This window comes from Alkalibacterium subtropicum (assembly GCF_900112455.1).
Taxonomy (GTDB): domain Bacteria; phylum Bacillota; class Bacilli; order Lactobacillales; family Carnobacteriaceae_A; genus Alkalibacterium; species Alkalibacterium subtropicum.
The window spans coordinates 24,758-49,895 of record NZ_FOLT01000012.1 but is presented as its reverse complement, the minus strand read 5'-3'; the positions used below and the strand labels follow the sequence as shown (position 1 = coordinate 49,895).

The 25,138-nt window shown below is 42.7% G+C and carries 22 protein-coding genes; 11 read left to right on the top strand and 11 right to left on the bottom strand.

All coding sequences use genetic code 11. The annotated features are described in order from the left end of the window. Window positions 1-64: 64 nt before the first annotated feature. A complete protein-coding gene (locus tag BM049_RS09795; protein ID WP_091531112.1) occupies window positions 65-973 on the bottom strand; it encodes a nuclease-related domain-containing protein in 909 nt (302 codons plus the stop codon). A gap of 233 nt (window positions 974-1,206) precedes the next feature. Here BM049_RS09795 and BM049_RS09790 point away from each other — a divergent pair, with 233 nt between their 5' ends. Together BM049_RS09790 and BM049_RS09785 are read left to right on the top strand one after the other, a co-directional pair. Continuing rightward, entirely contained in the window at window positions 1,207-2,235 is a 1,029-nt protein-coding gene (locus tag BM049_RS09790; RefSeq protein WP_177188677.1) for a hypothetical protein, read from the top strand. Between the two features lie 45 nt (window positions 2,236-2,280). Beyond that, window positions 2,281-2,991, top strand: a complete 711-nt coding sequence (locus BM049_RS09785) for a PspA/IM30 family protein (protein WP_091531106.1) — start codon at window positions 2,281-2,283, stop codon at window positions 2,989-2,991. 71 nt (window positions 2,992-3,062) lie between these two features. Here BM049_RS09785 and cysK read toward each other — a convergent pair whose 3' ends face one another. From cysK to BM049_RS09760, 4 genes are all read right to left on the bottom strand, one after another. Then, on the bottom strand, window positions 3,063-3,986 hold the full coding sequence (cysK, locus tag BM049_RS09780; protein ID WP_091531104.1) for a cysteine synthase A: 924 nt from the start codon (window positions 3,984-3,986) through the stop codon (window positions 3,063-3,065). Between the two features lie 153 nt (window positions 3,987-4,139). Then, window positions 4,140-4,559 carry an Hsp20/alpha crystallin family protein gene (locus BM049_RS09775; RefSeq protein ID WP_091531102.1) on the bottom strand — a complete coding sequence of 140 codons (420 nt, stop codon included), beginning with the start codon at window positions 4,557-4,559 and terminating at the stop codon, window positions 4,140-4,142. A gap of 654 nt (window positions 4,560-5,213) precedes the next feature. After that, the gene (locus BM049_RS09765; protein WP_091531097.1) at window positions 5,214-6,209 is read right to left on the bottom strand and encodes a ribose-phosphate diphosphokinase; all 996 of its coding nucleotides are present in this window, start codon (window positions 6,207-6,209) and stop codon (window positions 5,214-5,216) included. Window positions 6,210-6,323: 114 nt separating this feature from the next. Continuing rightward, window positions 6,324-8,696 carry a phosphoketolase family protein gene (locus BM049_RS09760; protein ID WP_091531095.1) on the bottom strand — a complete coding sequence of 791 codons (2,373 nt, stop codon included), beginning with the start codon at window positions 8,694-8,696 and terminating at the stop codon, window positions 6,324-6,326. A 208-nt stretch (window positions 8,697-8,904) separates the two neighbouring features. Between BM049_RS09760 and BM049_RS09755 the strand changes: the two genes are divergently transcribed. Beyond that, complete coding sequence (locus tag BM049_RS09755; protein WP_091531092.1) at window positions 8,905-9,327, top strand: VOC family protein; 423 nt, start codon at window positions 8,905-8,907, stop codon at window positions 9,325-9,327. A gap of 368 nt (window positions 9,328-9,695) precedes the next feature. Then, complete coding sequence (locus BM049_RS09750) at window positions 9,696-10,298, top strand: hypothetical protein (RefSeq protein WP_091531089.1); 603 nt, start codon at window positions 9,696-9,698, stop codon at window positions 10,296-10,298. Between the two features lie 348 nt (window positions 10,299-10,646). Here BM049_RS09750 and BM049_RS09740 read toward each other — a convergent pair whose 3' ends face one another. From BM049_RS09740 to BM049_RS09720, 5 genes are all read right to left on the bottom strand, one after another. Further along, window positions 10,647-11,276, bottom strand: coding sequence for a putative bacteriocin export ABC transporter (locus tag BM049_RS09740; RefSeq protein ID WP_091531085.1), 630 nt, complete (start codon window positions 11,274-11,276; stop codon window positions 10,647-10,649). Between the two features lie 14 nt (window positions 11,277-11,290). Then, on the bottom strand, window positions 11,291-13,363 hold the full coding sequence (locus BM049_RS09735; protein WP_091531082.1) for an ABC transporter permease: 2,073 nt from the start codon (window positions 13,361-13,363) through the stop codon (window positions 11,291-11,293). A gap of 21 nt (window positions 13,364-13,384) precedes the next feature. Beyond that, complete coding sequence (locus BM049_RS09730) at window positions 13,385-13,939, bottom strand: hypothetical protein (RefSeq protein ID WP_091531081.1); 555 nt, start codon at window positions 13,937-13,939, stop codon at window positions 13,385-13,387. Then, a complete protein-coding gene (locus tag BM049_RS11740; RefSeq protein WP_143079482.1) occupies window positions 13,940-14,281 on the bottom strand; it encodes a hypothetical protein in 342 nt (113 codons plus the stop codon). A 221-nt stretch (window positions 14,282-14,502) separates the two neighbouring features. Beyond that, the gene (locus BM049_RS09720) at window positions 14,503-15,084 is read right to left on the bottom strand and encodes an SOS response-associated peptidase (RefSeq protein ID WP_091531077.1); all 582 of its coding nucleotides are present in this window, start codon (window positions 15,082-15,084) and stop codon (window positions 14,503-14,505) included. A gap of 162 nt (window positions 15,085-15,246) precedes the next feature. On the opposite strand from BM049_RS09720, the gene BM049_RS09715 reads away from it, so the two are divergent. From BM049_RS09715 to BM049_RS09685, 7 genes are all read left to right on the top strand, one after another. After that, complete coding sequence (locus tag BM049_RS09715; protein WP_091531074.1) at window positions 15,247-16,791, top strand: FAD-dependent oxidoreductase; 1,545 nt, start codon at window positions 15,247-15,249, stop codon at window positions 16,789-16,791. Window positions 16,792-17,054: 263 nt separating this feature from the next. Continuing rightward, a complete protein-coding gene (locus BM049_RS09710; protein WP_091531117.1) occupies window positions 17,055-17,375 on the top strand; it encodes a YjgN family protein in 321 nt (106 codons plus the stop codon). A 193-nt stretch (window positions 17,376-17,568) separates the two neighbouring features. Continuing rightward, window positions 17,569-17,946 carry a hypothetical protein gene (locus BM049_RS09705; RefSeq protein ID WP_091531073.1) on the top strand — a complete coding sequence of 126 codons (378 nt, stop codon included), beginning with the start codon at window positions 17,569-17,571 and terminating at the stop codon, window positions 17,944-17,946. Between the two features lie 553 nt (window positions 17,947-18,499). Continuing rightward, window positions 18,500-19,492, top strand: coding sequence for an ABC transporter substrate-binding protein (locus BM049_RS09700; protein ID WP_091531070.1), 993 nt, complete (start codon window positions 18,500-18,502; stop codon window positions 19,490-19,492). 13 nt (window positions 19,493-19,505) lie between these two features. Continuing rightward, entirely contained in the window at window positions 19,506-20,438 is a 933-nt protein-coding gene (locus tag BM049_RS09695; RefSeq protein WP_091531068.1) for an ABC transporter permease, read from the top strand. Then, window positions 20,423-21,226 carry an ABC transporter ATP-binding protein gene (locus BM049_RS09690; RefSeq protein ID WP_091531066.1) on the top strand — a complete coding sequence of 268 codons (804 nt, stop codon included), beginning with the start codon at window positions 20,423-20,425 and terminating at the stop codon, window positions 21,224-21,226. Before BM049_RS09695 ends, BM049_RS09690 begins: the two co-directional genes overlap by 16 nt. A gap of 1,352 nt (window positions 21,227-22,578) precedes the next feature. Then, window positions 22,579-23,802, top strand: a complete 1,224-nt coding sequence (locus BM049_RS09685) for an EAL and HDOD domain-containing protein (protein ID WP_091531064.1) — start codon at window positions 22,579-22,581, stop codon at window positions 23,800-23,802. 411 nt (window positions 23,803-24,213) lie between these two features. On the opposite strand, the gene BM049_RS12215 is transcribed toward BM049_RS09685, so the two are convergent. Then, the gene (locus BM049_RS12215; RefSeq protein WP_245751917.1) at window positions 24,214-25,116 is read right to left on the bottom strand and encodes an ABC transporter ATP-binding protein; all 903 of its coding nucleotides are present in this window, start codon (window positions 25,114-25,116) and stop codon (window positions 24,214-24,216) included. Window positions 25,117-25,138: the final 22 nt, after the last annotated feature.

Below are 25,138 nucleotides of genomic sequence, written 5' to 3'. Positions count from 1 at the left end.
TTGCGTGACCTTCGCTTCCTCTTTTCTGCTCTGGAGGGCACGCGCCGGTCTTCCCATTTAAAATTCATTCGTAATAACAGCCTGTACTCTGACCTTTCAGCTCGAAATTCTTTTTCAACACTGATCGTATGCTTTTTTTGGAAAAAAGCCTCCCTGTCCAGTCATAACCATCATGTGTGGTGAGTTTCTTTTCAGGAAAGAGCAGTCTGTACTCGCTGATTTCTCTTAAAATGACGGCAGTGGCCAGTTCATTGAACCCGCAAATCTCGCATCTGCATATCCTTCCAGACGGTTTTCCAAGTGCTGTCTGGCATACACGGCAGAAAGCCCCTTTTTTCAGTCCCGTCCAGTCATATTCCGGAAATGAGTAAAAGGAAAGATCCGTCTGATCCATCTGTTTGAGTGTTTCAGCAAACGTATAGTGACTTTTATTCAACGCTTTTCGCTCATTCGTCAGTTTCTTCAGATGATAAGGCAGCATCGTCGGTAAAATATACTGACTATTGACCGGGGCATTGAACAGCGTAAACCGCTCATTTATGAAAACGACAGATGAATGCAGCTGAAAATTCGCATGCTGTTCTTCCATCAATTGACGAAACAGATTCGTCGTTCTGCTCAACTGATAAACCGGATTTGATATTTCTTTATTCGTGGACAGAATTTTCAGTTTATCTTCAGTATAGATAAACTGCCCCTCATAATTTTTTACTTCGTAAATCGTGACGCCTGTACCCGTGATTAAAAGTGAATCGATCTGACAGGTCTGGCCACTAATTTTCAGCGTCAAGTCGTTCACGATCAGACACTCGCATGTCAGTTCTTTAAGTAACGCATCAAACCGGCACTCCCCTTCGTACCCTTTTACCATTTGCCGGATACTATTCGTCTGGGGATTCAGCAGATTACTGCGTCTATCCAATGCCAGCAAAATCTCCAGCGGTACAGACAGATCTCGTTCTTTAATTATCATCCGATCACACTCCAATTTTTTTCAGTCTAACTATTATATTGTCTGTTTTTTGAATAACTGATTTTTTATTTAAGAAGCAGATTTGTCACACTGCCATCAAGTGATATTTTTATGATTTACTGTGTCTTTAAGCTATAATGTAGCTATGGTACGTATAAATACGTGGCTATACTAATCAATACTTGTTGAACACTAAACATCAAACAATCTAACTTCTAAAGGAGATGATACATATGGGTAGAGGAGGCGGCCGCGGGGGCGGTGGCGGATTCGGCGGCGGTTCCCGTGGGGGAGGATTCGGCGGTAGTCGAGGCGGCGGTGGCCGTATGGGCGGCGGTTTCGGCAGCGGCCGTGGCGGCGGCTTGTTCGGTGGTGGAAGCAGCAAACGTTCAGGCGGCTACAACAGACGACCGGGGATGGGCCCGATATGGTTCGGCGGCGGTTATGGTCGCAGACGCTATTCTCCCGGTGGGGGTGGTTGTGGTTTTCTAGGCTGTGGGAGCATTTTCACTGTTCTGATATTCATGTTCATTATTTTCACACTTTTCTCAAACGTGGGAAACTTCTTAGGTGGCGGGAATGGTGGTCCGACGAACATCACTTCTTCAACAGTTGAGCGTGAACCCTTACCGACCGGCGCAGTTAATGAGACAGATTACTATACGGATGAACTGGGGTGGATCGGCAACCACACGCAGATGGTGGATGGCCTGCAGTACTTTTATAATGAAACAGGTGTCCAGCCCCATGTCCATATTACCGGTGACATCAATGCCTCGGGCGAGCCGACACTGGATGAGATCGAGACTTATGCCAACAATCTGTACGATGAACTCTTTACAGATGAAGCACATCTGCTGCTCGTTTTCTATGAACCCCAACCAAACGAATACATGACTTATTATGTCACAGGATCTCAGGCACGGTCTGTCATCGATACTGAAGCCGGAGACATCCTGCTTGATTATCTGGACAGGAATTACTACGACAGCGATTTAAGCGATGAAGAATACTTCAGCCAGTCTTTCAGAGAAGCAGCTGACCGCATCATGGAAGTCACTACATCACCGTGGATACCGGTGCTTGTGATCTTCGGCGTCCTCGCCTTATTGTATCTTCTATTCAGATGGTGGAAATCGCGACAAGCCAGCAAGGAACGCGAAGCCAGACGGACAGAGGAAATGCTCAACCGGCCGATCGAAACCTTTGGAAGCAGCGAAGCCGATGAACTGGCGAAAAAATACGATGACGACAAGAAGTAATTAACTTTTAAAAAAATGAACCACTCACAATTAGGAGGAATCAACATGGCAATTTTAGACCGCTTTTCAGATATCATCAGTGCAAACGTGAACGCGATCATCGACCGTATGGAAGATCCTGAGAAAATGATCGATCAGTATCTGCGTGACATGATGGATGACCTGGCAGAAGTGAAAAAGAATACCGCAAGCGTCATGGCTGAAGAAACCCGTGCCAAACGTTTAGTGGATGAAAACGAAGCAGAAGTATCGAAATATGAACGCTACGCTAAAAAAGCCCTGGAGGCCGGAAACGATGCGGATGCGCGCGTCTTCCTGACCAAAAAACAGGAACTGGAAGATGTCGGTACCGGCTTGGCCAATGCCTACGCAAAAGCACACGAGAATGCCATGAAAATGCGTCAGATGCATGACAAGCTGGCTTCGGATATCGAGAAACTGAGAAACCGCCGTTCGATGATCAAAGCACAGATGTCAGTTGCAGATACTCAGGAGAAACTGAATAAAGCAGATTCATCTCTCGGCAAATCGAAGGGCGCAATGAGTAACTTTGAGCGCATGGAAGAAAAAGCGACACGCCGCTTGGATGAAGCGAATGCCATGGAAGAACTGAACAAGCAGCCGAAAGACTCTGCTCAGGCACTCGAAGAGAAGTATGCGGAAGAAACAGGCTCCGCCGCTGTCGAAGAAGAGCTCGAACGTATGAAACAGGACATGGGCTTGTCTTCTTCTGACAAGTCATCTCAAGAAGAATAACTTAATAATCAAAAAAAGAACCGGAGGAGCGAGTCATCCACTCGTCCTCCGGTTCTTTATGTTCAATTATTTTATTCGGCAGAAAAAACAGGCGTAGACAAGTATCGTTCACCTGTATCGCAGGCTACAGTGACTACCTTTTTGCCGCTGCCTAACTTTTCTGCCACACGTACTGCAGCCGCAATGTTTGCCCCAGCGGAAATGCCAGTCAGCAGGCCTTCTTCTTTTGCTAATCGCCGAGTCATTGCCATCGCTTCTTCACTCGTGATCGTGATGATCTCATCATAGATCGTGGTATCCAGAATCTCTGGAATAAAACCGGCACCTATGCCCTGGATCTTGTGTTTCCCTTTTTCACGTCCACTTAATACAGCTGATTCCTCGGGTTCTACAGCAATGACTCGTGTCGAAGGATCCTCCAGTTTCAGAGCTTTCCCTACACCTGTCACTGTGCCGCCTGTACCTACACCTGCGACGAAAGCATCCGGTGTCTTTCCATCCAGCGCTTCAATAATTTCCGGCCCTGTTGTCTCGATATGAATCGCCGGATTAGCCGGATTGGTAAATTGTGAGGGCATGAAGAAATCATCCTGTTCAGCCAGCTCACGTGCGCGAGCCATGGCGCCCGGCATCCCATTATCCCCTGGTGTCAGCTCCAAATCGGCCCCGTAAGCTTTCATCAGTGAGCGGCGTTCAACGCTAAGTGTATCAGGCATGACAAAGACAGCTTTATATCCCTTGGCTGCAGCCACCATAGCCAGACCGACACCTGTATTCCCGCTCGTTGCTTCAACGATCGTATCGCCTTCTTTAAGTTTGCCTTCACTTTCGGCTGTTTCGATCATATTTAAAGCAATGCGGTCCTTCACACTTCCACCGATATTGGCCAGCTCCAATTTTGCATACACGTCAGCTGCTCCTTCGGGAACCACGCGATTCAGTTTCAGCAAGGGGGTCGCTCCGATCAACTCTGTGACTGATTCAACTCTTTTCATTCAAATACTTCCTTTCCTATTTTTCTTGAACTCTCCGTTTATTTTTTGATTCTAAACTTCACTCTTATAGTTTATCATATTTACTTGGGCAAAATGAAATCTCGACGATTTATACCAGGTATAAGTCGTCGAGATCCTTTAACTTTTAATTTATTATTGTATATCGATGCGTTTGTTTTCCGGTTTGTCCGATTCTTTTTTCGGCAGCTTCACTTCCAGGATGCCATTGTTAAAGCGAGCTGAAATATTGTCCTCATCAACGTCTCGAATGAGGAATTGACGGCTGAATGAGCGAGTGGAGCGTTCCCGTCTGATATAGTTGCGTTCTTTATCTTCTTCTTTGGTTTCTGATTCCTGCTTGCCTGAGATGGACAGGATATTGTCATGGTAGTCGAGTTCAATATTTTCCTTATCCATGCCGGGCAGTTCGGCTTCCACGGTATATTCTTTGTCGTCTTCTATGATATCGGTCTTGAAGCTTCCTGTCTCTCCCAGCACCTGGTCGAAGGTATCGTCGAAAAATTGTCTGCGCAGATCTCTGAAATCACGTCTCGAAGGAAACATGTTGTTCATTGCTCTTTACCCCTTTCCAATAGTCAGTTTTGTGAAGTGATTCGCTTTCCTTCATTCTTATTTTAGCGCGATGATCAAAAGAGGTAAACTAAAACGACTGGACGATTCTATGATTTTTAAATAAATAACTTTTCACCTACTGATTCTTACTTTTTCGGCAGATAGACAGCAAAGTACTCTATCATCTTGCTGAACTTGAAGAAGTTCGGTAAGGTGATAGAGATTTTCGAGCTCAAAGTGTCGAAGGGTGTGCTGGTTCGGGTGATTGAACGATTGAAAGCGACGCTAATTACCGAATAGAGGCTTCTTCGGTAATTAGCAGACATTTTTCCCTCGTAATAGCTGAACCGGTTACAAGTTTGGTAATTAGCGGTCCAGCTTCGACCTCTAACTGCCGAAGAAAGGTATTTTCGACAGTTACACTCACCACTTCCAGTGCTACTTGTCGAACGCGGACCCAAGCACCAACCTCCCACTCCAATGCGGAACCAGCCAGCACACAGCTTAAGTGAGGCAAGACTATCCTTGCTGCCAAGCAAGGGTGCACCACTTAACTGTCATGTCTGTTGAAACTGACTTCAGTCAATTTCTTCCTTTTCGTATAAAAAAGAAGCCTTCGACTCGGCAGTCGAAGGCTATTCCTTCAGGTCTTGACTATTTTGCTTCATGCATCAGTTTTTCCACATATTTCTTGTTGAATAACGGTTTGATGGACACTTCAGTGGCGATGCGCTTGATGGCATCTCCAAGTATCGGCGCTATGCTCAATTCTTCGATCAATTCTGTGTTGTTCTTTTCAGCCAGTTTGATGGTGTTGGTGATAATTACTTTTTTCACACCAGACTGCATCAGGCGCTCCATCGCTTTTCCGGAAAGCACTGCGTGAGTCACACAGACGTATACATCTTTGGCTCCAGCTTTTTTCAATGTCTGATTGGCTTTAGAGACTGTTTTTGCTGTGTCGAGTATATCATCGAATAGAATGCAGGTTTTACCCTCGACTTCACCAACCAGGTCATACGTGTTCGGTTTTTCAGATTCATATAATCGCCGGTCGATGATGGCCAGCGGTGAATCCAGAAGTTCCGCCATTTCACGTGCCCGTTTGACGCCGTCATGATCCGGAGAAACAACAACGGTCTCGTCTCCACCGAGCTCATTCATCAGAAAGTGATTGGCCAGCAGAGCTGTTGCCGATAAGTGATCCACAGGAATATCGAAAAAACCCTGGATTTGAGGGGCATGAAGTTCCATCGTAACGATGCGGTCGATTCCTGCATTTTCCAGCATGTTCGCGACCACTTTAGCCGTAATGGCTTCACGCGGTCCAGGTTTGCGGTCCTGTCTGGCATACCCATAATAGGGCATGACGACGTTTATGGAGCCTGCACTTGCCCGCCTCAGGGCATCAATCATAATAAGCAGTTCCATTAAATGCTCATTGCTCGGTTCATTGGTCGACTGGATCAGATAGACATCATCTCCTCTGACACTTTCTTCGATATGAACAGATATTTCTTTATCAGCAAACCGGTCGATTTTCACTTTACTCAGCTCGACGCCCACCACTTCAGCAATTTCCTCAGCCAGTTTCGGATTCGAATTCAAAGCAAAAAGTCTGACGCCTGTCTCTTTTTTATGATTAGTCATAGCAACCTCCATCTAACGACTGTTACTTCAGTTACACATTAATCGTAAACTCAATACCTAATAAATGCAAGCGCTATCTAAGCTGTTTAATCAACATCTAACCTTGCATGATCCTTATTTCAAGGCCCGCCATTTCCACTCTTTGACTTCCGGCGTATCGTTTCCATATTCGCGGATGTAGTCGTGATGTTTTTTAAGTAAAGCATCCATTTTCTCTTCCAGGTCACGGGCTTTATCACCATAAACCGCACGGGCGGCATCTTTGACCAGGTGGAAGCGGTCGATCTCGTTCACCACGCGCATATCAAAAGGCGTCGTCACCGTTCCGTTCTCCCTGTAACCATGCGGAATCAGGTTTCTGTTCTGACGGTCAAAGAATAGATTCTTCAACAGTCCTTCATAGCCGTGGAAGGCAAAGAGGACCGGCTTGTCTGTCGTAAACAGTTCATTGAATGCCTCGTCACTGAGCCCGCGTTTATCATTTTTGGGACTGTTGAGTTTAAGCAGATCCACCACATTGATGAAGCGGATCTTAAGGTCCGGATATTCCTCGTTCAGGATCGATACAGCGGCCAACGCTTCCAGATTCGGTTCCGTTCCGGCGGCTGCGATCACGATGTCCGGATCAAGGTCCTGATCGGTACTGGCCCAGTCGATGACCATCACCCCTTTTTCTACCAGCGTCTCTGCTTCCAATGCCGTATAGAACTGCGGGCGCGGATGCTTGCTGGAAACGATCAGGTTGATTTTCTGCTGGGATTTCAGCACTTTATTCATCACTGCCATCAGAGTGTTGGCGTCTGCCGGGAAATACTCTCTGATATACTCCAGTTTTTTATCTGCCAGATGTGTACTGATCCCCGGGTCCTGATGCGTGTAGCCGTTATGATCCTGCTGGAAAACGGTTGATGATGCGATCACGTTAAGCGACGGGTACTTTTTGCGCCAGTCGCGTTCATCCGCCTTGCGCATCCACTTGAAATGCTGCGTCAGCATGGAATCCACGATCCGCAGGAAGCCTTCATAACTGACAAAGAAGCCGTGGCGTCCGGTCAAGGTATAACCTTCCATCCATCCTTCTGCCTGATGCTCGGAAAGCTGGGAGTCGATCACACGGCCGCTTCTGGACTGCGCTTCGTCTTCCGGTTCATCGATATCTTCCATCCACTGGCGATTCGTCGTTTGAAGGACCGCATTCAGGCGGTTCGACTTCAGTTCATCCGTACTGATGATGCGGAAGTTGTCCGGATTCGCATCCACGATATCACGGGCAAATTTACCGAACGCCGTCATGTCTTTCCCTTTTTCTGCCCCGGGCGTGTTGATATCCAGCGTGTACTGACGCCAGTCCGGCAGTTTCAGTTCTTTTCGGTCTCTGCCGCCATTAGTGATCGGATTCATTGCCATCCGCTTATTCCCTTTGGGTGCAATGTCTCTGATTTCTTCTTGCAGCCGTCCGTTTTTGTCAAACAGCTCATCCGGGCGGTAGGATTTCATCCAGTTGGTCAAGGCATCACTGTGCTGCATCTTCTCCTGTTCAGCCGGGATCGGCACCTGATGCGAACGGAAGGTCCCTTCGACCGGCTCATCATTCCATTCTTCAGGCCCCGTCCAGCCTTTTGGACTTCTTAAGATGACCACGGGCCACTTGGGCATCCCCACAGTCTGGGCGGATTTCTTTCTGGCATATTTTTGAATGTTATGAATCGTTTCAATGGCTTCATCCATCACTTCCGCCATTTCGGGATGCATGTCATTTGGGTTCTCGCCTTCAATAAACAGCGGGTCCCATCCTAAACCATCAAAGTAATGCTGCAGTTCTTCGTTGGATTTTCGGGCCAGGATCGTCGGATTGGCGATCTTGTAGTCATTCAAATGCAGGATCGGCAGGACCGCCCCATCCGTGACAGGATTGATGAAGACATTGGAGAACCAGGATGTCGCAAGGGCTCCTGTTTCCGCTTCCCCGTCCCCGATCACCACAGCCGCGATCGTATCCGGCGTGTCGAGCACTGCGCCTGTCGCATGAGACAAGGCATAGCCCAGTTCGCCGCCTTCATGAATCGAGCCGGGTACGGAAGGTTCGGCGTGTGACCCGATGCCTCCCGGGAAAGAGAACTGCGTGAACAGTTTTTTCATGCCTTCTTCGTCCTCCGTAATATCCGGATAAATTTCAGTATAACTGCCGTCCAGGTAGGCATTGGAGACCATGACCTGTCCGCCGTGACCCGGTCCTTCGATAAAGAACATATCCAGATCATACTTATTGATGACCCGGTTCAAGTGGGCATAGACAAAGTTCTGTCCCGGTACCGTCCCCCAGTGACCGATCGGGTTGACTTTTACGTCTTCTTCTTCCAACGGACGTTTAAGCAGCGGGTTGTCTTTCAGGTAAATCTGACCGATAGATAAATAGTTCGCCGCACGCCACCAGGCATCCACTTTTTGTAAATACTGGGCTGATGAATACTCTCTTTCATTAGTCATTATCGTATGTCCTTTCCTGTTTATTATTCTGCCGTCTTTGTTACCTTCACACTTAAACTTTAGCATAAACCAGCTAGCTTGCTCCACGAATAGCTACTGTAATGACAAGGATCTAGCATTCGTTTTTACGGCATCCATAGTCTGACACTATTACTGTTCTTTCATTTCTATGCTAGACTATTAGAAAGAGTGTGAAAGGAGAAAAACAATGACATTTTCATTTAACGGATTAGATCATTATCAGATGACTGCCCCGCTGGGTAAGGAAAAGGAGGTGCATCACTTCTTTACAGACGTGCTGGGATGCCCTGAAGTAGAAAAACCGGACTCACTGAGTCACTTTGAAAGTATCTGGTTCGATATGGGACGCCACATCATCCACGTGGGACTGGACGAAAACCACCATAGTGAAAAACGGGGCCATCCAGCCTTTGACGTCAAAAACCTGCAGGGACTGATGGACAGACTGGATGGGCATAATATTCCCTACGAAGAAGACTTCAACATGCCCGGAGCCAGACGGTTCTACACCTATGCCTTTTTCGGACACCGCATGGAGTTTCTGGAATGGCATGACAAGCCCGAGTCACTAATGACGGAGAGTGAGAAAGCAGAACGTAAACATTTATAACTCGAGCCTCACAGAAAGTTAAGAAGTAAGCGATGAATAGTTAGGTACCTGTGAGTCCTAGCTATTCATCGCTTACAGAGTATCTGGGTTATTTTAAAATAGGCAATGTGTTCAAGAAAATAGCTTGAATGTAGAGCTATGAATTATTCAGGATATAAAGAAAAGTTTAAAATTTAAAAAGGGGCTGGGGAAAAAACTGCCTAAAAAGGGAGAAACCGTTAAAAATAGGAATTATGATCCTCGATTTGCCTTTTTTTAAATACTCATATTTCCAATACTCCCTCTTTTTCAATTAACTTACTTGATATCGCTATTATAATGATAACATTTGTGTTACCTTATATATACTAATAAATAGGAGTGTTATTTTGTCAATCAATAAAATGTTAATTGGATCTACTGCTGCTCTATTATTGGCTAGTGGTTTTATAACTACTACTGCTTCTGCAAGTGAGACTCTGGTTGAAAATAACTTGCCAAAAGAAAGCAGTAAAGGGATCAAATTACCAAGCGATATGAAAACTGGGGATATTCACGAAGAAATTGTTGATGTTAGTGGAGATGAAGATATAACATATACTGTAACAAAGACTGACGAGAACGTACCTAGAAGTCTAAGTAATAGTGTATCTATAATGGCTGATCAAGTATCTGGGCCGCAAACGGTTCCGGTATCTGGCACAGCTTCCTTTAAAGTTGAAGCGGATTATGGTGTTTCAAGAGTTTCATTTTATTTAACGACTAGAAGTGGTTTAATTGATACAGTGTATAGTCCTGATTATTTCTTCTTGTCTGCAGTAAACTCAGATACTTTAGAACTTGTTAATGGTAGGTTAGCCATTTATACTGTACGAACTGCTTTTGAGTTTGCTTGGTTTACCGGACCTTCATGGACAGCTGGAATCAGAGCAAGAATAGTTAGCGCTGGTACTAGTCAAAATATTAATACGCTGTATACTGAAGCATTTTAATAAAGGTGATGACTTAAATATGACCACCACAGCATTATTCGATTTGCTCTATTTTGCAGTACTTTTAATTTTGTTGATATCAAGCTACATTGTTAAGAAAAATATTATTAGAGCAATAAAAAACAACGATCATTCAAATGAAAGTCAAATTAAAAGTAAATCCGCTATAGCGAATACTATATATTATGCAGTTTCGTTTATCATAATAATGATGATTGTATTACCGCTTATTATAAGTGCCGGATTTTAGAACGAAAGAAAAAGGCAGGGACAAAAATCCCGATTTCAAATAGAAAAGTCCTGAACGAAAATCTTTTTGATTTTCGTTCGGGACTACTTTTTTAAGTATTATAAAACAATCTTTTGATTAAAATTGTTTATGTGTTCTAAGTCATGCGTGACCACAACGATTGTCTTGCCATCTTGGTTTAGTTTAAATAAAATATCCATTATTTTTTTTGAATTCTCTTCATCTAGGTTTCCTGTTGGTTCATCGGCAAAGATGATCCAACCCGGTTTAACTATCGTTCTAGCTAAAGCAACACGCTGTTGTTCTCCTCCTGATAGAGAATAAATTTTTCGTTTTTGATAACCCTCTAAACCAACTTGTATTAAGGCTTGTTCAACTAATTGTTGTTTATTTTTTTTATCCTTTCGGTATTTTAAACCGATTTTTATATTTTCTTCAACTGTTGCATTGTCGATTAAGGCATAATTCTGAAAAAGATAGCCGATTTCTTCGCGAATAATCTTACTTGTTTCACGGGTATTTACTTTTTTTATTTCTTTATCTCGCCAAAGAACTTTTCCATCATCTGGCTTTTCAATCAGACTGAGTAAATTCAAAAGAGTTGTTTTACCACACCCCGATTTACCCACGATAACGATACTATCACCCTCATGAATCGTTAAGCTAAACTCTTTAAAAAGAATTTTGTTACTATATTTTTTTCGGATGCCTTCTGCTTTTACATTCATACGTTTCTCCTCAATCAATTAATCTTTATTTTATTACTTTCCCTATTCATTAAGAGGTAACTAACTAATGAAAGGAATACAAGTAAACTCATGCTTCCCCATAAAATGGTTCTTAAAAACACATATTGGATGGCAATAATTAATAAATTCAACAGAATAAGCTCCATAAAATACGGTTTGGTTAAATCGAAGGTTTTAAAACCTACACCTTTTAAGATACGCCATTCTTTTTGATTGCCAAGTAAAATAAATTTTTGGAAGGCAATGAATAAAACAATTAAGCAAAGAGCTCCTGGTAAAAAAGTCATTAGGTCCACACGAACAGTATAAAGGAAATCTTTAAATAATTTTTCTTGTTCTTCTTTAGATGAACGGAAAGTCAAGTGTTCGCCTATTCCCATTGTATTCAAGTATTCTTTTGTCTCATTTATTTTTTCTCCGTCAAAATAAAGACCTCCTGCTGTAATATCAGGTCTGAACGCATCAGGATGAGTTGTATAAACAAATATAGGGGCATGTTCATTGTCATAATTGCGATAATCTTCTTGATCATAGGCAATATAATCTACTTGATCGAATAAATAGATAGTAACTTCTACATTTTCTAGCTGCGTAAACTGTTCGACTTGCCACTCTTCTTTTCGAGCGGTCGCTTGATCCATAAAAACATTAATGACGTGTTTATCTGTGACACTGATCTTTTCATCATCAACATAAAAGACTTGGTCTTCAAAGGACTTTTCATTGATCTGATAGAGTAAATACGTCGCATCGCTATCCCACTGACTACCACCGATGACATTGGGCGATAGTTGATATAATGCATCCATACTGTCTAAGGTGTTATAGATTTCAATGTGCTTTTCATTTTGAATATTTTCTTTTCCTTGTGCATAGTCCATTTGATTAAATTCCCACTCGCGCTTAGGGTCATTCACTTCTTGAATGGTGTATAGATCGCCTGCGCCTTTTAAAGTGTACTGTTGTTCGAGATAATATGGAGCAACCGCAACCAACTTTTCAACAGAAGCATTGATGATAGGCAAAACTAAAATACTCGTTAAAATCAATGTTCCGTATATAAAGTGAGTAAGCAGCTGATTAATATTTTTATTTTTCAACAAATCACTGAGACGAACATGCCAAATAATAAACATGCTTAATAAAACGATCAAAGCATAAAAACCAACTAAAAGAAAACTAACTGAAAGGACTTGCGTTAGAAAGTTTAAAACACGTGCATTGATTGATCGAAAAGAAATGAGTGTCAGAGCAAGAGGAATAGTCATTGCGAAAAGAGCAGCCAAGATAATATTTTCTTTAAATAAATAAAGGAGAATATCTTTGAGCCGGTAACCATTCAACTTCAAAATAGCCACTTCTTTTAGTGTGTTAGAAATTTGGAATAAAACAAAGGTAATTGAAAAGGCCAACATAATTAATGAAATATAAATTGTATTTTCTAACAAGGCTTGGTCACTATTATAAACTTCATGGTGAACCATTTGATGATCTATATTAAACTCTCTGAATGTTGTTGAAAAGACATTTTCAAAATAAGAACTATCTTCTTTATCTTCATAGAAATATGTAAAACCGAATCGCATGGCTTCTTGGTTTTCCATCAGATGAGATATCGGATAAACAGAATACGTGGCCTCTTGATAAAAAGAGAAAAAAGGTATCGATTCTGTGTTTGAATCGTTTAGATCAGTCGTTAAATAAGTGGACCCTTTTGAAAAGTTTCTAGGGATACTGACTGATGAAGGCACCATTTGTTGTATGAAGTTATCCTTACCACTCACATAATAGTGAAAGTGGCTTGTTTCTCCAGTTGATCCTTCGTAATGAGCAAACATGATCGTAACATCTTCGTTATTTGCAATCGTCTCAACTTTTTGAATAACTTGATTTTGTTCTTCTTCCGATAGCGGATTTTGAAAATAAATATCGCCATTTTCGTATTGATCTGTAAAACCGAATAGATTATGCATATTAGAAATATCTTGTTCGCGATAAATTAAAAAAATCATAAAAAAAAGAAGACTAAACAGTGAGATAAAAATTACGTTAAATAATTTTTTCATTGTCTGGTCTCCTTTATCTCTTTATTTTAGCATTTGTAATAGATTCTCTTTATATCCATTCGAAAAATCTGACCATTCTTCTTTTGAGAAAGGGATCACATCTTGCGGTTCGTCTTCAGCATTGACTTGAACAAGGTCTTGTAATTCTCCATTTGTAAAGTCATAGACCCAACTCACATACAAATCCTCTTCTATTGGAATATCTTGAATCATCGATTCTTCGTTTAGGATATGAGCAATCTCTATTTTATCAGTACCGGCGTCGTACTCAGCGTAAACTAAACCAACAGATGAGAAGTACTCCTCACCGCGTACTGGAAAACCATTTGCACGAATCCAGTAAGTATTGTCTTCTTTATTTCCTTCTGAGCTTCCCTTTTCTGTAGGGAATTCTGACAAATCAAAGAAATATTTTTCCTTAACTTCGTTATTGACCGCTTCTTTTTCACCTAGATCGATGACTGTTTCTGTTTGTTCAACAATAACTTCTCCAGAGGGTGCTTCCGTCGAATCATCGGTTGTGCTACAAGATGAGAGTAACAAAACTGTGCTGAATAATAATATATAAATTTTCATTTATTTGTAGTGACTCCCATTATGCGTATGAGAAACATAAGGTCCAACGTTATGTCTAGAGGTAACCTTAGCATAAGTGGTAGATCCAGAATTGATCTCTTGAGATTGTCCTGCGATGCGTATAGTTGCATATAAGTATTTTCCGACGTTTCTTTGACTATAGCTTGTCCAGTGCTTACCATTTGGGCCAAGATAATTCCCTTCCCATCCACCTCTTAGCGCTGACATAGTTGTTACAATGTTAGGGTCATCAGCACTAACAGTATCAGAGCCGTTAGAAGTAATTAGACCAAAAGAAAATAAAGACATAGCCAATAATGCAGTTACTTTTTTTCTGTTCATATGTATTTAAAATCATCCCTTTCATCAATATGTGTATACTTTATCATATGAAAGCGATTCATTCAAGAGTTTGTAAAAAGAAAAATAAAGTAATTAATTTGTTAAATTTAGAAAAGGGATTCGGTTTACATAGTCATGCATTTGACGTAATTATTAATATATAAAAATAGAAAAGCACAGACAATTTTCTGTACTTCTCTATTTTTTTATTGCTAAATCTTTTATTTTATATTCAATGCCTTCTCTGTCGGTTTCAACAGGGTCTGAACGTCTTCGGGGTCAGCATCCAAATCGAGATACCGTTTTTCGTCTTCAGGATTCAGAATCACGGGCATGCGGTCATGGATGGGGCTCATCTGATCGTTGGCCTCAGTGGTGAGGATCGCGTAAGTCAGGTAACTGTCGCCGTTTTCGTCGGTGTAGCGTTCGCAGATACCGGCCATGGAAAAAATCGGGACGTCTTTGACCGCGATCTTTTTCTTGTCCTTCTTCTTTTGCCCTTCGACCGGCTGCCACTCGAAAAAGTAGGTCGCCGGAACGATGCAGCGCTTTTTGGCAAAGGGTTCTTTAAAGGTCTTTTTCTCCAGCACACTTTCCGACCGTGCATTGATCAGCGGGCGTTTGGCAAAGCTCGGCTCGAATCCCCACTTCACAGGATGCAGGCGCTGATTGGGCAACAATACGATATTTTCAGTCGTCGGAAAAATCTCTTCGCTTTCCTCAAATGAATAGCTGTCATCTTCCAAGTCATAGCGTTCTCTCAGTTCTTTATAAGAAGCCGTCAATCCGTATCTTCCGCACATTTCACTCACTCCTTTTCTCCCCTTTATCGTATCAAAAACCGCGGGAAAGAGCGACTCATAACGTCCTATAGAGCCTTTGGGAAAGGGTATCTTTTTTATTCTGAAAAGGAGCGTGCTATACTCAAGAAAAGTTAACGTTTTTACAGAATAGGGAGGATCTTTATGGATAATAAACAAACAGATTCACAAATCTCGCAGTTTCCTAATTCCTACTGGCATTCACATCAGACCCCTCACTTCTCTCCTTTAACTCAAGATGAATCGACAGAAGTCGCAGTTGTCGGCGGCGGAATCGTCGGGATCGTCACGGCTTATTTACTCGCTAAAGCCGGGAAAAAAGTAACGTTAATCGAAGCAAGAGCCTTTTTCCATGGTGTGACCGGACACACGACCGCAAAGATCACTGCCCAGCATGCGCTTATTTACAATGAACTGATCCAGACTTTCGGCAAAGAAAAAGCCCGACTCTATTATGAAGCCAACCGGGATGGGCTCGACTTCATCCGTGAGACGTCAAAAGAGTTGGACATCGCCTGTGACTTTGAAGAAAAAGATGCGGTCGTCTTTGCATCCAGTGCTAAAGGGCTGAAGCAGATCGAAAAAGAAGCCCGTGCCTACGAGACTTTGGGTATTAACGGGACACTGACACATGGTCAGTTGAGGGACCTGCCTTTTGACACATTAGCTGCTTTGACTATGCCCTATCAGGCTCAGTTTCATCCTGTTAAATACTTGGAAGGACTCCTGGATGAAGTGGAGCGTCTAGGCGGACAGATCTATGACCGTACGCGTGCCGTCAAGCTTTCTAAGAGCGACAACACAGTGACGATGGAAAACGGGGCTGTGTTATCCTATAACAAGGTCATTGTCGCTTCACACTACCCCTTCAATGATTTTAATGGCCTTTACTTTTCAAAACTGTCCATCAACCGGTCTTATGCCATCGCCGGAAGAATCAATAAACCGATCCCAAATGGTATGTATATCAGCGCCGAGTCCCCTATCCGTTCGCTGCGGTCTATTCCTACTAATAGCGGAGAAGATTTGTTCCTAATCGGTGGAGACAGTCACCAGACCGGTAAAAGCAATCCGCCGAATCAGGTCCATTTTGAAAATCTTTTGGCCTTTGGCAAAGAATGGTTTGACCTTGAAGAGGTCGAATATCACTGGTCCGCTCAGGATATGACTACACTGGATAAAGTGCCTTATATAGGAAAAATGACCCGCACATCAGAAAATGTCTTGGTCGCAACCGGCTTCAATAAATGGGGCATGGCGATGGGTGTTTCTGCCGCCAAGATATTGACTGATATCTTAAGCGGAGAAGAAAATGACTACGTGGACTTATTCGATCCGACACGGAATAAGCTGAAAGGAAAAGACATCCAGCGCTTCTCCAAAAAGAACACATCAGTTGGTAAGGATCTGCTGGAAACGAAACTGCAGCGGCCTGACAAGTCGCCGGAAGATTTGGACTTGGATGAAGGCGGACTGGTATCCGTCGGCGGTAAAAAAATGGGTGGCTACCGCGATGAAAACGGCGAGCTGCACCTGGTCAAGACGACCTGCTCGCATATGGGGTGCGGTCTGAACTGGAACAACAGCGAACGCTCCTGGGACTGCCCATGCCACGGGTCCCGCTTCTCCTACTCGGGCGATGTGCTGAACGGTCCGGCAGTTAAACCGTTGAAGAAAGTGGATGAATAGAAGTCTTTAGCGTGAAGGAAGACTTAATGTGAGAAAGTCTCTTCGATGATCGAGCCGGAGGGACTTTTCTACATTTAATCGAGTCACAGCCTTTATTAGATGTCAGATTCTACTTGCCCTAACATATACTAGGATATTCTTAACATCTATTGCAAAAAGATTTTAATCCTTTATTATTGTAAATATACATAATATGTTTTATAGTATGCAGGAATAAAATAGGAGAAGGAGAGATAAGCATGGCCACAGTTTCACAAGCAGGCATGGAACAAAAGTATGGAAGAACGTCATTTTTTGACGGAGGATTATTTGATCTGATCGCCTGGTCGGTGTTAGGAGCGATCCTTACTATATTCTCGTTGGGACTCTTATATCCGTGGGTACTTTGCCGGCTCTTTGCCTGGAAAATCAATCATACGGTCATTGACGGTAGACGCATGACTTTTTCCGGTTCAGCTTTGGGGTTGTTCGGCAACTGGATCAAATGGTGGGCACTGACCGTGATTACTCTTGGCATATATGGCTTCTGGGTCAATATTAAGCTGGAAGACTGGAAAGCCAAACATACGCACTTTGTTCAATGATACATAACTAATAAATCCTTTAGGGCAACTTTTAGCTTTAAAGGATTTTTTAGTCGGCAAAATTCATCTCTTCTATTATAAAATAAGGGTTTAAATGTAACCGCTATTATAGTAATGTAAAGACACAGATCAAATACTGAGCGTTTATTTTATACCATCAGTAAATTTATTGATTCCAAAGGATGGCTACATTATGGTGACTAATAATCAAAGAAAAACAATAGGAATTGCATTGCTTGTAATCAGTATTATCGGATTGGGTGCATGGATCATTTTTGAGAATTCAAGACCACAAACGAGTGCGGAACTGCTGGATGAAATGATGATATCAGAGGACTTGGCCGGAGACTTGGCTTTCAGCGAAGACACGGATAACGAACAGACTGTGGACATTATCTCAAACTACCTTCCGATAGAAGATGACTCACAAATCAGCCAGTTCTTTACATTGGACAGCGGAGACGACACTGTCTTATTAGTCGAAACGACTCCTGGCTTGGTTGACGGACAGCTGCAGATCAAGCATGCCAGAGAAATCGACAGAGATGTGTACGAAGACTTAATGGACTGATTTAGTGAGTGAAAATCAATTAAATTAAAATATTTTAATATTCATCTTGACTTACTCTCATTTATCTCGTATTCTAGGAACATCAACTTTTACAGGAGTGACGCCCATGTTAACGACAGAGCTTCATAGCAAACAATTAAATCACTTCTACTTTAGCTATTTTAGATACTGTTTGTAGACATGACTGACATCATGGATGCAAACATCAGCATAAAAACTGATTTTGTATCTGTGATGGCTAAAGAAATTTGAGTTGATCAAATTTAGCCACATGGATGAAATAATCTAAGTGGCTAATATATGCGTGAATTTTTGGGGCACCCATTTAGATTATTTATATCTAGATGGGTGTTTTTATTTTTAGAAAAGCTGTTTAATCCCGAATGAGCATACTGCGCAATTGCTGAAAGACTTCCTGCTTTAGCATGGTATGCGAAGCGTAGCGTAGAAGTTGTACAGTATGCGTTAGTTGGTAGCTAATTCATCTTTTTTCATGAGATGTCAGGATTAAACAGCTAGACAAAAAGAAGGAAAATCATAGGGGGAGAAAAAGATGAGAAAATTAATGACAAAGAAAGCAATGGGTATGGCAATAACAGGACTGGTTGGCTTGACTTTAGCAGCCTGCGGGTCCGATGATACGAGAGAAAGTGCCGCAGAAGAACAGGAAACAGTGAACGTCGGAATCCTGCAGTTCATGGAACACAATTCCCTGACCGCCGCCAAAGATGGTTTCATCGCTGAACTGAAAGATGCCGGCTACGTTGACGGGGAATCGATCACCTTCGACGTGATGAACGCCCAGGGTGACCAGTCCAATCTTCAGAGTATGAGTGAACAGTTGTCTGGAAACAATGATCTAATGCTATCCATTGCGACACCGGCGGCTCAGGCCTTGGCTACCGCCGAACAGGAGAAGCCGCTCTTATTCACCGCTGTCACAGATCCAGTGGACGCCGGCTTAGTCGAAAGCAATGAGGCACCCGGAGCTAACTCCACCGGCACAAGCGATATGGTTCCGATCGAAGAACAGATCCAATTACTGCTATCGATTGTTCCAGACGCCGAAACGATCGGAATCATCTATAATTCAAGCGAACCGAACTCGGAGATCCAGGCCAACATGGCCATTGAAGAACTGGAAGCCGCCGGTGTAACGGCTCAAGTGTCAACAGTCACAACGACCAATGATGTGCAGCAGGTGCTGACCAGTCTGGCATCGGACGTCGACGGCCTTTACATCCCGACCGACAACACATTGGCAAGTACAGCGGAGACTGTAGGTGAAATCGCCATGGAATACCAGTTGCCTGTCGTTGCAGGATCGACTGATCAGGTCGAAGCCGGTGGACTAGCCACTTACGGCATCGATTACGAATCCCTTGGCCGTCAAACAGCCCAGATGGCGTTGGAAATCATTGAAAATGATGCGTCACCTGAAACTTTGGCTGTAGAAATGTCTGACGAACTGGAACTCTACGTCAATGAAAACATGGCGGATGCTTTAGGTATCGATTCAGACAGCATCTCACTTTCAGAGGAATAAGGAGGAACTATTCATGGCTTTACTATTATCAAGTATCTCGCAAGGCCTGCTCTGGGCCATTATGGCGATCGGGGTCTACCTGACATTTAGAATTTTGAACGTTGCCGACTTAACGGCTGAAGGCAGTTTTCCTTTAGGCGCTGCCGTCAGCACCAGTCTGATCGTAACCGGTGTAGCCCCCTGGCTGTCCGTTCTGATCGCTTTGCTGGGTGGCATGGCGGCCGGGCTCATTTCCGGATTACTGTATACGAAATGGAAAATACCAGCGCTGCTTTCCGGTATCATTACGATGACCGGTCTCTACTCTATCAACTTACGCATTATGGGTCAGGCCAATATCTCACTGCTCGGAGAAGGAACTCTTATCCGCACGGTCGAAAGTTTCGGTCTGAACAAAACGAACGCCGTCCTGCTTGTCGGCTCGATCGCTGTCGGACTCGTTATCCTTGCCCTTCATATGTTCTTTCACACTGAAGTGGGCTTGGCGATTCGTTCGACCGGTGACAACAACGAAATGAGTGAAGCAAACGGCATCCGCACCAATGTGATGAAAGTGATCGGCTATATGCTGAGTAACGGCCTGATCGCGATGTCCGGTGCGCTTTTGGCTCAGAATAACGGCTACGCGGACATCAGCATGGGAATCGGAACCATCGTTATCGGGCTGGCTTCCATCATTATCGGGGAAGTGTTCTTCCGTAACTTGTCGATCGCAAAACGATTGATGACGGTCGTTTTAGGTTCGGTCATTTACCGCCTGCTCATCCTGATTGTTTTACAAATGAACGTGAACCCTCAGGACTTGAAAGTATTCTCCGCGATTTTACTGGCACTGGCATTACGTTTGCCGGCTGTTCAAAATCGCCTGTCTAAACCAAAAAGCAAAGTTAAATCGACAAAAATGATTAATAAGAAAGGCGGCGCTCTATCATGGCTACAGCGTTAGAACTGAAGAATATTCATAAGACGTTTGAAGCAGGATCGGTCAATGAGAACCATGTCCTGAAAGGTATCGATTTCACTGTAAACGAAGGTGACTTTATTACAGTCATCGGGGGGAACGGTGCAGGTAAATCCACCTTCTTAAATAGTATCGCCGGAAGTTTCCCTGTCGATGAAGGACAGATCCTGCTGGGTGGATCAGATATCACGAAAGAATCTGCCTATAAACGGGCGTCTCACATCAGCCGCGTGTTTCAGGATTCCAAGCTGGGGACGGCTTCCCGCTTGAGTATCGAAGAGAACCTGGCTATCGCTTGGAAGCGCGGAAAAAAACGCGGACTCGGTCGAGGCATCTGCAAAAAAGATCGTGAAGTTTACCGGGATGAGCTGAAAAAACTGGGTCTTGGGCTTGAAGACCGCTTGAAAATGGACGTGGGACTCCTTTCCGGTGGCCAGCGCCAGGCCCTTACCCTGCTCATGGCTGCACTCGTCACTCCTAAACTGTTACTTTTAGACGAACATACGGCAGCACTCGATCCAAAAACCAGTCAGATGGTTTTGGACTTGACGGATCAGATCATTAAAGAGAAGAAACTGACCGCCTTAATGATCACGCATAATATGGAGCAAGCGATTCACTACGGCAACCGTCTGATCATGATGAACAACGGCCGCATCGTCGTGGACGTCTCCGGTAAAGAGAAAGAAAACCTGACCGTTCCAGACTTACTCAACTTATTCAAGAAGAATAGCGGCAGCGACGTATCGGAAGATGCTCTCCTGCTTGCATAAAGAAAAACCAAGTCTTGGGACTTGGTTTTTTCATATTTTATAACGCTCTTTCTAGATAGTTATTCTTTATTTTTGGACTTTTTGTGACCTTCATAGTTCTCGTAGCGTCATGAAGGGCACACAATCCGCTTTCCCGTTACCTTCGCAGCTCTGCCCACCTCGCAAAGGGCATATCATTCACTATTTCGTAACCTTAATCACTGGTGTCGTACTGGATAGCACACTAGATTTTTTCCGTTCCCTTCAACTTTTCTTATATTTGAAAAAGGCAAACTCGTTTCTATTATTGCAGCTTATTTTTAAGACTAAATCATCTAGAGATTATCAGTTAGTATTTTCACACATGCCTCAATCCGTACGCACCTTATCTATAATAATATATATTTTTTATTTAAATTAATTTATATCTTGATTTTCACCAGATTCTAGCTGATAATTATATTTAGCATATAAACTAAACGGGAGAATGAGAGAGTTAATCTCTGTTATAGTTGCCGGGTTTTGACGGGTAAGGACATAGCTAGTTTATACATAGAAGCAGGACCAGAGATCCGTAACGGATTAGTGAGGATTTTTTTGGTGAAGCAGAAAGAATAAATGAATTTTGGATGACTGCGAAGTACACATGCACTATAACAGAGTCACTTCAGTAAATTCTGTTCATCACCTTATAGAAAAATCGATTAGGCTAATTATAATTTCTATATTTACTTGGAGATTTTCTACTGAAATATATACTCCCTTCACTACACTTCTAAAAAAGTTTAATGAGCTTAGATTTTTAAAGAAACTAACTAAAGCACTAGAAATCAAACCCAAAGATGCATAGAAGTATTGTCTGGTGCAATAATCGGCTTTATGGGCCGTATAAAAAATGTTATCCTTCGAGTACAAACAATCGCAGAAAGCAATTCAACTTTAGCAAACAGGCTAAATGTTTCCACTGAGGAAAACAAATTGCCGGCATAGAGATCTGGCCCTGTTAAAAATAATGCCGCTGTGTCTAAGTAAAAGGCAGCCATGCAAAAGATACGCCCAACAGCCAATCAGTTAAATGTATTAAGTTATAAACTGGCACAGATGCCTGCGACTTTTAATATCTGAATGCGTTTAAGTGGACAGAAAAATAATGAGATCGAATGTTTTCAAAACTATACTCCCGCCGACTAGTCTAAAAGGAAACTGTTAGCACGGTAAAAGTCAAGATTAATGAAACGAGAATACATACAAGACGGCCGTGCAGCTGTTTAGCCTTTCACTCAAAGATGTCATGTCCGTAACGTCCATTGATTGTTATTCATATTTCTGAACTATCAGCCTTATTCGTTTTTTAGCAAAAGGAGAATCCTCAAATGTTCATCGCAAGACAACCCATCTTTAACAGAGCCATGAAAGTATATGGCTATGAATTATTGTACAGAGATAGTGAAACGGCTAAGCGGTTTAATCATGTATCTGCCGAACAAGCTACTGCTGCTGTAGTAAGTGGACTATTTGAACTAGGTACCGATAGCATCACCCAAAACAAAAAATCATTTGTAAATTTCAGCTATGATTTTCTCTTTTCCGATTCGATCGAGCTGATTGCGCCTGAAAATTTGGTTATTGAAGTTCTAGAAAACACAAAGATTGATACCAAACTTATAAATAGGCTCACAGCATTAAAGAAAAAGGGTTATAAAATTGCTTTGGATGATTTTATAGAAAAGTATACCTCTTCACCTGTGATCAATATTTCAACGATCATTAAATATGACATCATGGCCAGGCCGTTAGATTCTATAAAAACAGATGTGAAACGCGCTATGAGGGATGGCAAAATATTAGTTGCTGAAAAAATAGAAACGAAAGAGGAATACGAATCTGCCAAAAAAATGGGCTTTCATTTATTTCAGGGCTACTTTTTTGCAAAACCACATATCATTGGGAAAACCAGTAATAGAAAATCACCAAAACTGAGTTATCTAGAACTTATGAATGAACTCCAGGCACCTGAACCCTCTTTTGACAACTTGACGAACATCATAAAAAAAGATGTGAATTTATCGCATAGATTACTGCTAAGTACAAAGCAAAACAAAGCAAAATCCGGTGATATTATCGATCAGCTTCATCAGTCTTTAGTTTATATGGGTTTGAACCAAATAAAGAGATGGATACATATACTCATGTTACAAGATTTAGCCACGAATAAACCCGATGAATTACTCTACTTGACTCTCATCCGAGCACATTTTGGTGAATTATTAGCCAAAAATAGTCTATTTAAATCTCAAAGTAATGATATTTACGGCATGTTTTTATTTTCAACCTTAGATGCTTTGCTCGATCAGCCTATCAATGAAGCTTTGCAGAACCTTTTGATCTCCGAAGATGTCAGAAAAGCTCTCATCTGTCAAAAAGGTGTATTCAGCCCTATGCTTGAATTGGTTATTGCTTACGAAAAAGGTGATTGGGATTCTGTAAATACTTTATCTCTTCAAATGAATCTTAACGAAGAACAAATCAGTAAATACTATATGGATTCTATCACTTATTCCAGGGAAGTAATGACCCTCACCAACAGAAATTATTAATAATCAATACTTATCGATGTGGATCACCAAAATTAAACCAAGTCTTCTGATTTGGTTTTTTTTTTATTTACTGTCAGCCTTTTGTTCTAGCTCTTTAAGATTTTTGTCCTCAGCGTATTTTTGTGCCCTTCGCTGCTCCTTCTGTTTCGTGAAGAGTACATATATCATTTTTCCGTTACCTTCACAACTCTTCCTTCCTCGTGAAGGGCATGCAATCCCACTTTTCCGTTACCTTCACACACCTTCCAACTCATGACGGGCACGCCAATCATAGTCAGATAATCAGAATACAAAAGAAAAGAGCAGCAGCTTCCGGTCTTTTCGACGCAGAAGCTGTTGCTCTTTACTATTCAAAGATTTTTAAATGGAGCATACGCGCTGCGGGCGCGTATGAACATTATAATCTTCTGTTTACTGAAGGACCCAGTGATTCGGTCTGATTTCTGTGAGTTTCTGTCCATCGATAGAAATCTCTTCTTCTTCGTCAGGAGAAATGTGACCGCCGGTTGCTTCGTAATGCGGGTCAGGAACCGGAATGGCTGACAAGAGTTTCTTCGTATAGTTGTGGACCGGGTTTTCGAACAGTTCTTCGGAATCACTCAGTTCGACGATATTTCCTTTATACATAACCGCTACACGGTCGGAAATCTTTTTGACCGTTGCTAGGTCGTGTGCGATAAAAAGATACGTCAGGTTCAGTTTTCTCTGCAGGTCTTCAAGCAAATCAACGATCTGCGCCTGCACAGAGGCATCCAGCGCTGACAACGGTTCATCCAGCACGATAAAGTCAGGTTCCACAGCGAGCGCTCGGGCGATACCGATACGCTGACGCTGTCCGCCGGAAAATTCATGCGGGAACCGCTGGCTGAACGAGCGGTCTAAACCGACCAGATCAAGGAGTTCTTCAACGCGCTGTTTGCGCTTCAATTTACTTTTCGCCAGCTTGTGAATATCCAGCGCTTCACCGATGATGTCTTCCACTTTCTTACGCGGATTCAGTGAGGAATACGGATCCTGGAAGACGAACTGGACTTTTTTGCGCATGTTCTTCATTTGTCTTCTCTTGAATTTATTGATATCCAGACCATTGAATATCGTCTCACCATAAGTCGGTTCATGCAGACGCAGGATCGCTCGGCCAGTGGTCGACTTTCCGGAACCGGACTCGCCAACGAGACCCAATGTTTCCCCGCGATAAATTTCGAACGAAATGTCATCAACGGCTTTCAGTGTTGCTTTTCTGCCCAGCGGAAAATGCTTAGCTAATCCATTGACTTCAAGGATCTTCTCTTGTGTGCCAGAATAGATTTTCATCAACTTAGCTTTAGCCTCGGCT

Excerpts from the sequence above, each read along its gene's own strand:
- BM049_RS09795 (WP_091531112.1), bottom strand. The coding sequence starts at position 973 with ATGATAATTAAAGAACGAGATCTGTCTGTACCGCTGGAGATTTTGCTG.
- BM049_RS09790 (WP_177188677.1), top strand. The coding sequence starts at position 1,207 with ATGGGTAGAGGAGGCGGCCGCGGGGGCGGTGGCGGATTCGGCGGCGGT.
- BM049_RS09785 (WP_091531106.1), top strand. The coding sequence starts at position 2,281 with ATGGCAATTTTAGACCGCTTTTCAGATATCATCAGTGCAAACGTGAAC.
- cysK (WP_091531104.1), bottom strand. The coding sequence starts at position 3,986 with ATGAAAAGAGTTGAATCAGTCACAGAGTTGATCGGAGCGACCCCCTTG.
- BM049_RS09775 (WP_091531102.1), bottom strand. The coding sequence starts at position 4,559 with ATGAACAACATGTTTCCTTCGAGACGTGATTTCAGAGATCTGCGCAGA.
- BM049_RS09765 (WP_091531097.1), bottom strand. The coding sequence starts at position 6,209 with ATGACTAATCATAAAAAAGAGACAGGCGTCAGACTTTTTGCTTTGAAT.
- BM049_RS09760 (WP_091531095.1), bottom strand. The coding sequence starts at position 8,696 with ATGACTAATGAAAGAGAGTATTCATCAGCCCAGTATTTACAAAAAGTG.
- BM049_RS09755 (WP_091531092.1), top strand. The coding sequence starts at position 8,905 with ATGACATTTTCATTTAACGGATTAGATCATTATCAGATGACTGCCCCG.
- BM049_RS09740 (WP_091531085.1), bottom strand. The coding sequence starts at position 11,276 with ATGAATGTAAAAGCAGAAGGCATCCGAAAAAAATATAGTAACAAAATT.
- BM049_RS09735 (WP_091531082.1), bottom strand. The coding sequence starts at position 13,363 with ATGAAAAAATTATTTAACGTAATTTTTATCTCACTGTTTAGTCTTCTT.
- BM049_RS09730 (WP_091531081.1), bottom strand. The coding sequence starts at position 13,939 with ATGAAAATTTATATATTATTATTCAGCACAGTTTTGTTACTCTCATCT.
- BM049_RS11740 (WP_143079482.1), bottom strand. The coding sequence starts at position 14,281 with ATGAACAGAAAAAAAGTAACTGCATTATTGGCTATGTCTTTATTTTCT.
- BM049_RS09720 (WP_091531077.1), bottom strand. The coding sequence starts at position 15,084 with ATGTGCGGAAGATACGGATTGACGGCTTCTTATAAAGAACTGAGAGAA.
- BM049_RS09715 (WP_091531074.1), top strand. The coding sequence starts at position 15,247 with ATGGATAATAAACAAACAGATTCACAAATCTCGCAGTTTCCTAATTCC.
- BM049_RS09710 (WP_091531117.1), top strand. The coding sequence starts at position 17,055 with ATGGAACAAAAGTATGGAAGAACGTCATTTTTTGACGGAGGATTATTT.
- BM049_RS09705 (WP_091531073.1), top strand. The coding sequence starts at position 17,569 with ATGGTGACTAATAATCAAAGAAAAACAATAGGAATTGCATTGCTTGTA.
- BM049_RS09700 (WP_091531070.1), top strand. The coding sequence starts at position 18,500 with ATGAGAAAATTAATGACAAAGAAAGCAATGGGTATGGCAATAACAGGA.
- BM049_RS09695 (WP_091531068.1), top strand. The coding sequence starts at position 19,506 with ATGGCTTTACTATTATCAAGTATCTCGCAAGGCCTGCTCTGGGCCATT.
- BM049_RS09690 (WP_091531066.1), top strand. The coding sequence starts at position 20,423 with ATGGCTACAGCGTTAGAACTGAAGAATATTCATAAGACGTTTGAAGCA.
- BM049_RS09685 (WP_091531064.1), top strand. The coding sequence starts at position 22,579 with ATGTTCATCGCAAGACAACCCATCTTTAACAGAGCCATGAAAGTATAT.
- BM049_RS12215 (WP_245751917.1), bottom strand. The coding sequence starts at position 25,116 with ATGAAAATCTATTCTGGCACACAAGAGAAGATCCTTGAAGTCAATGGA.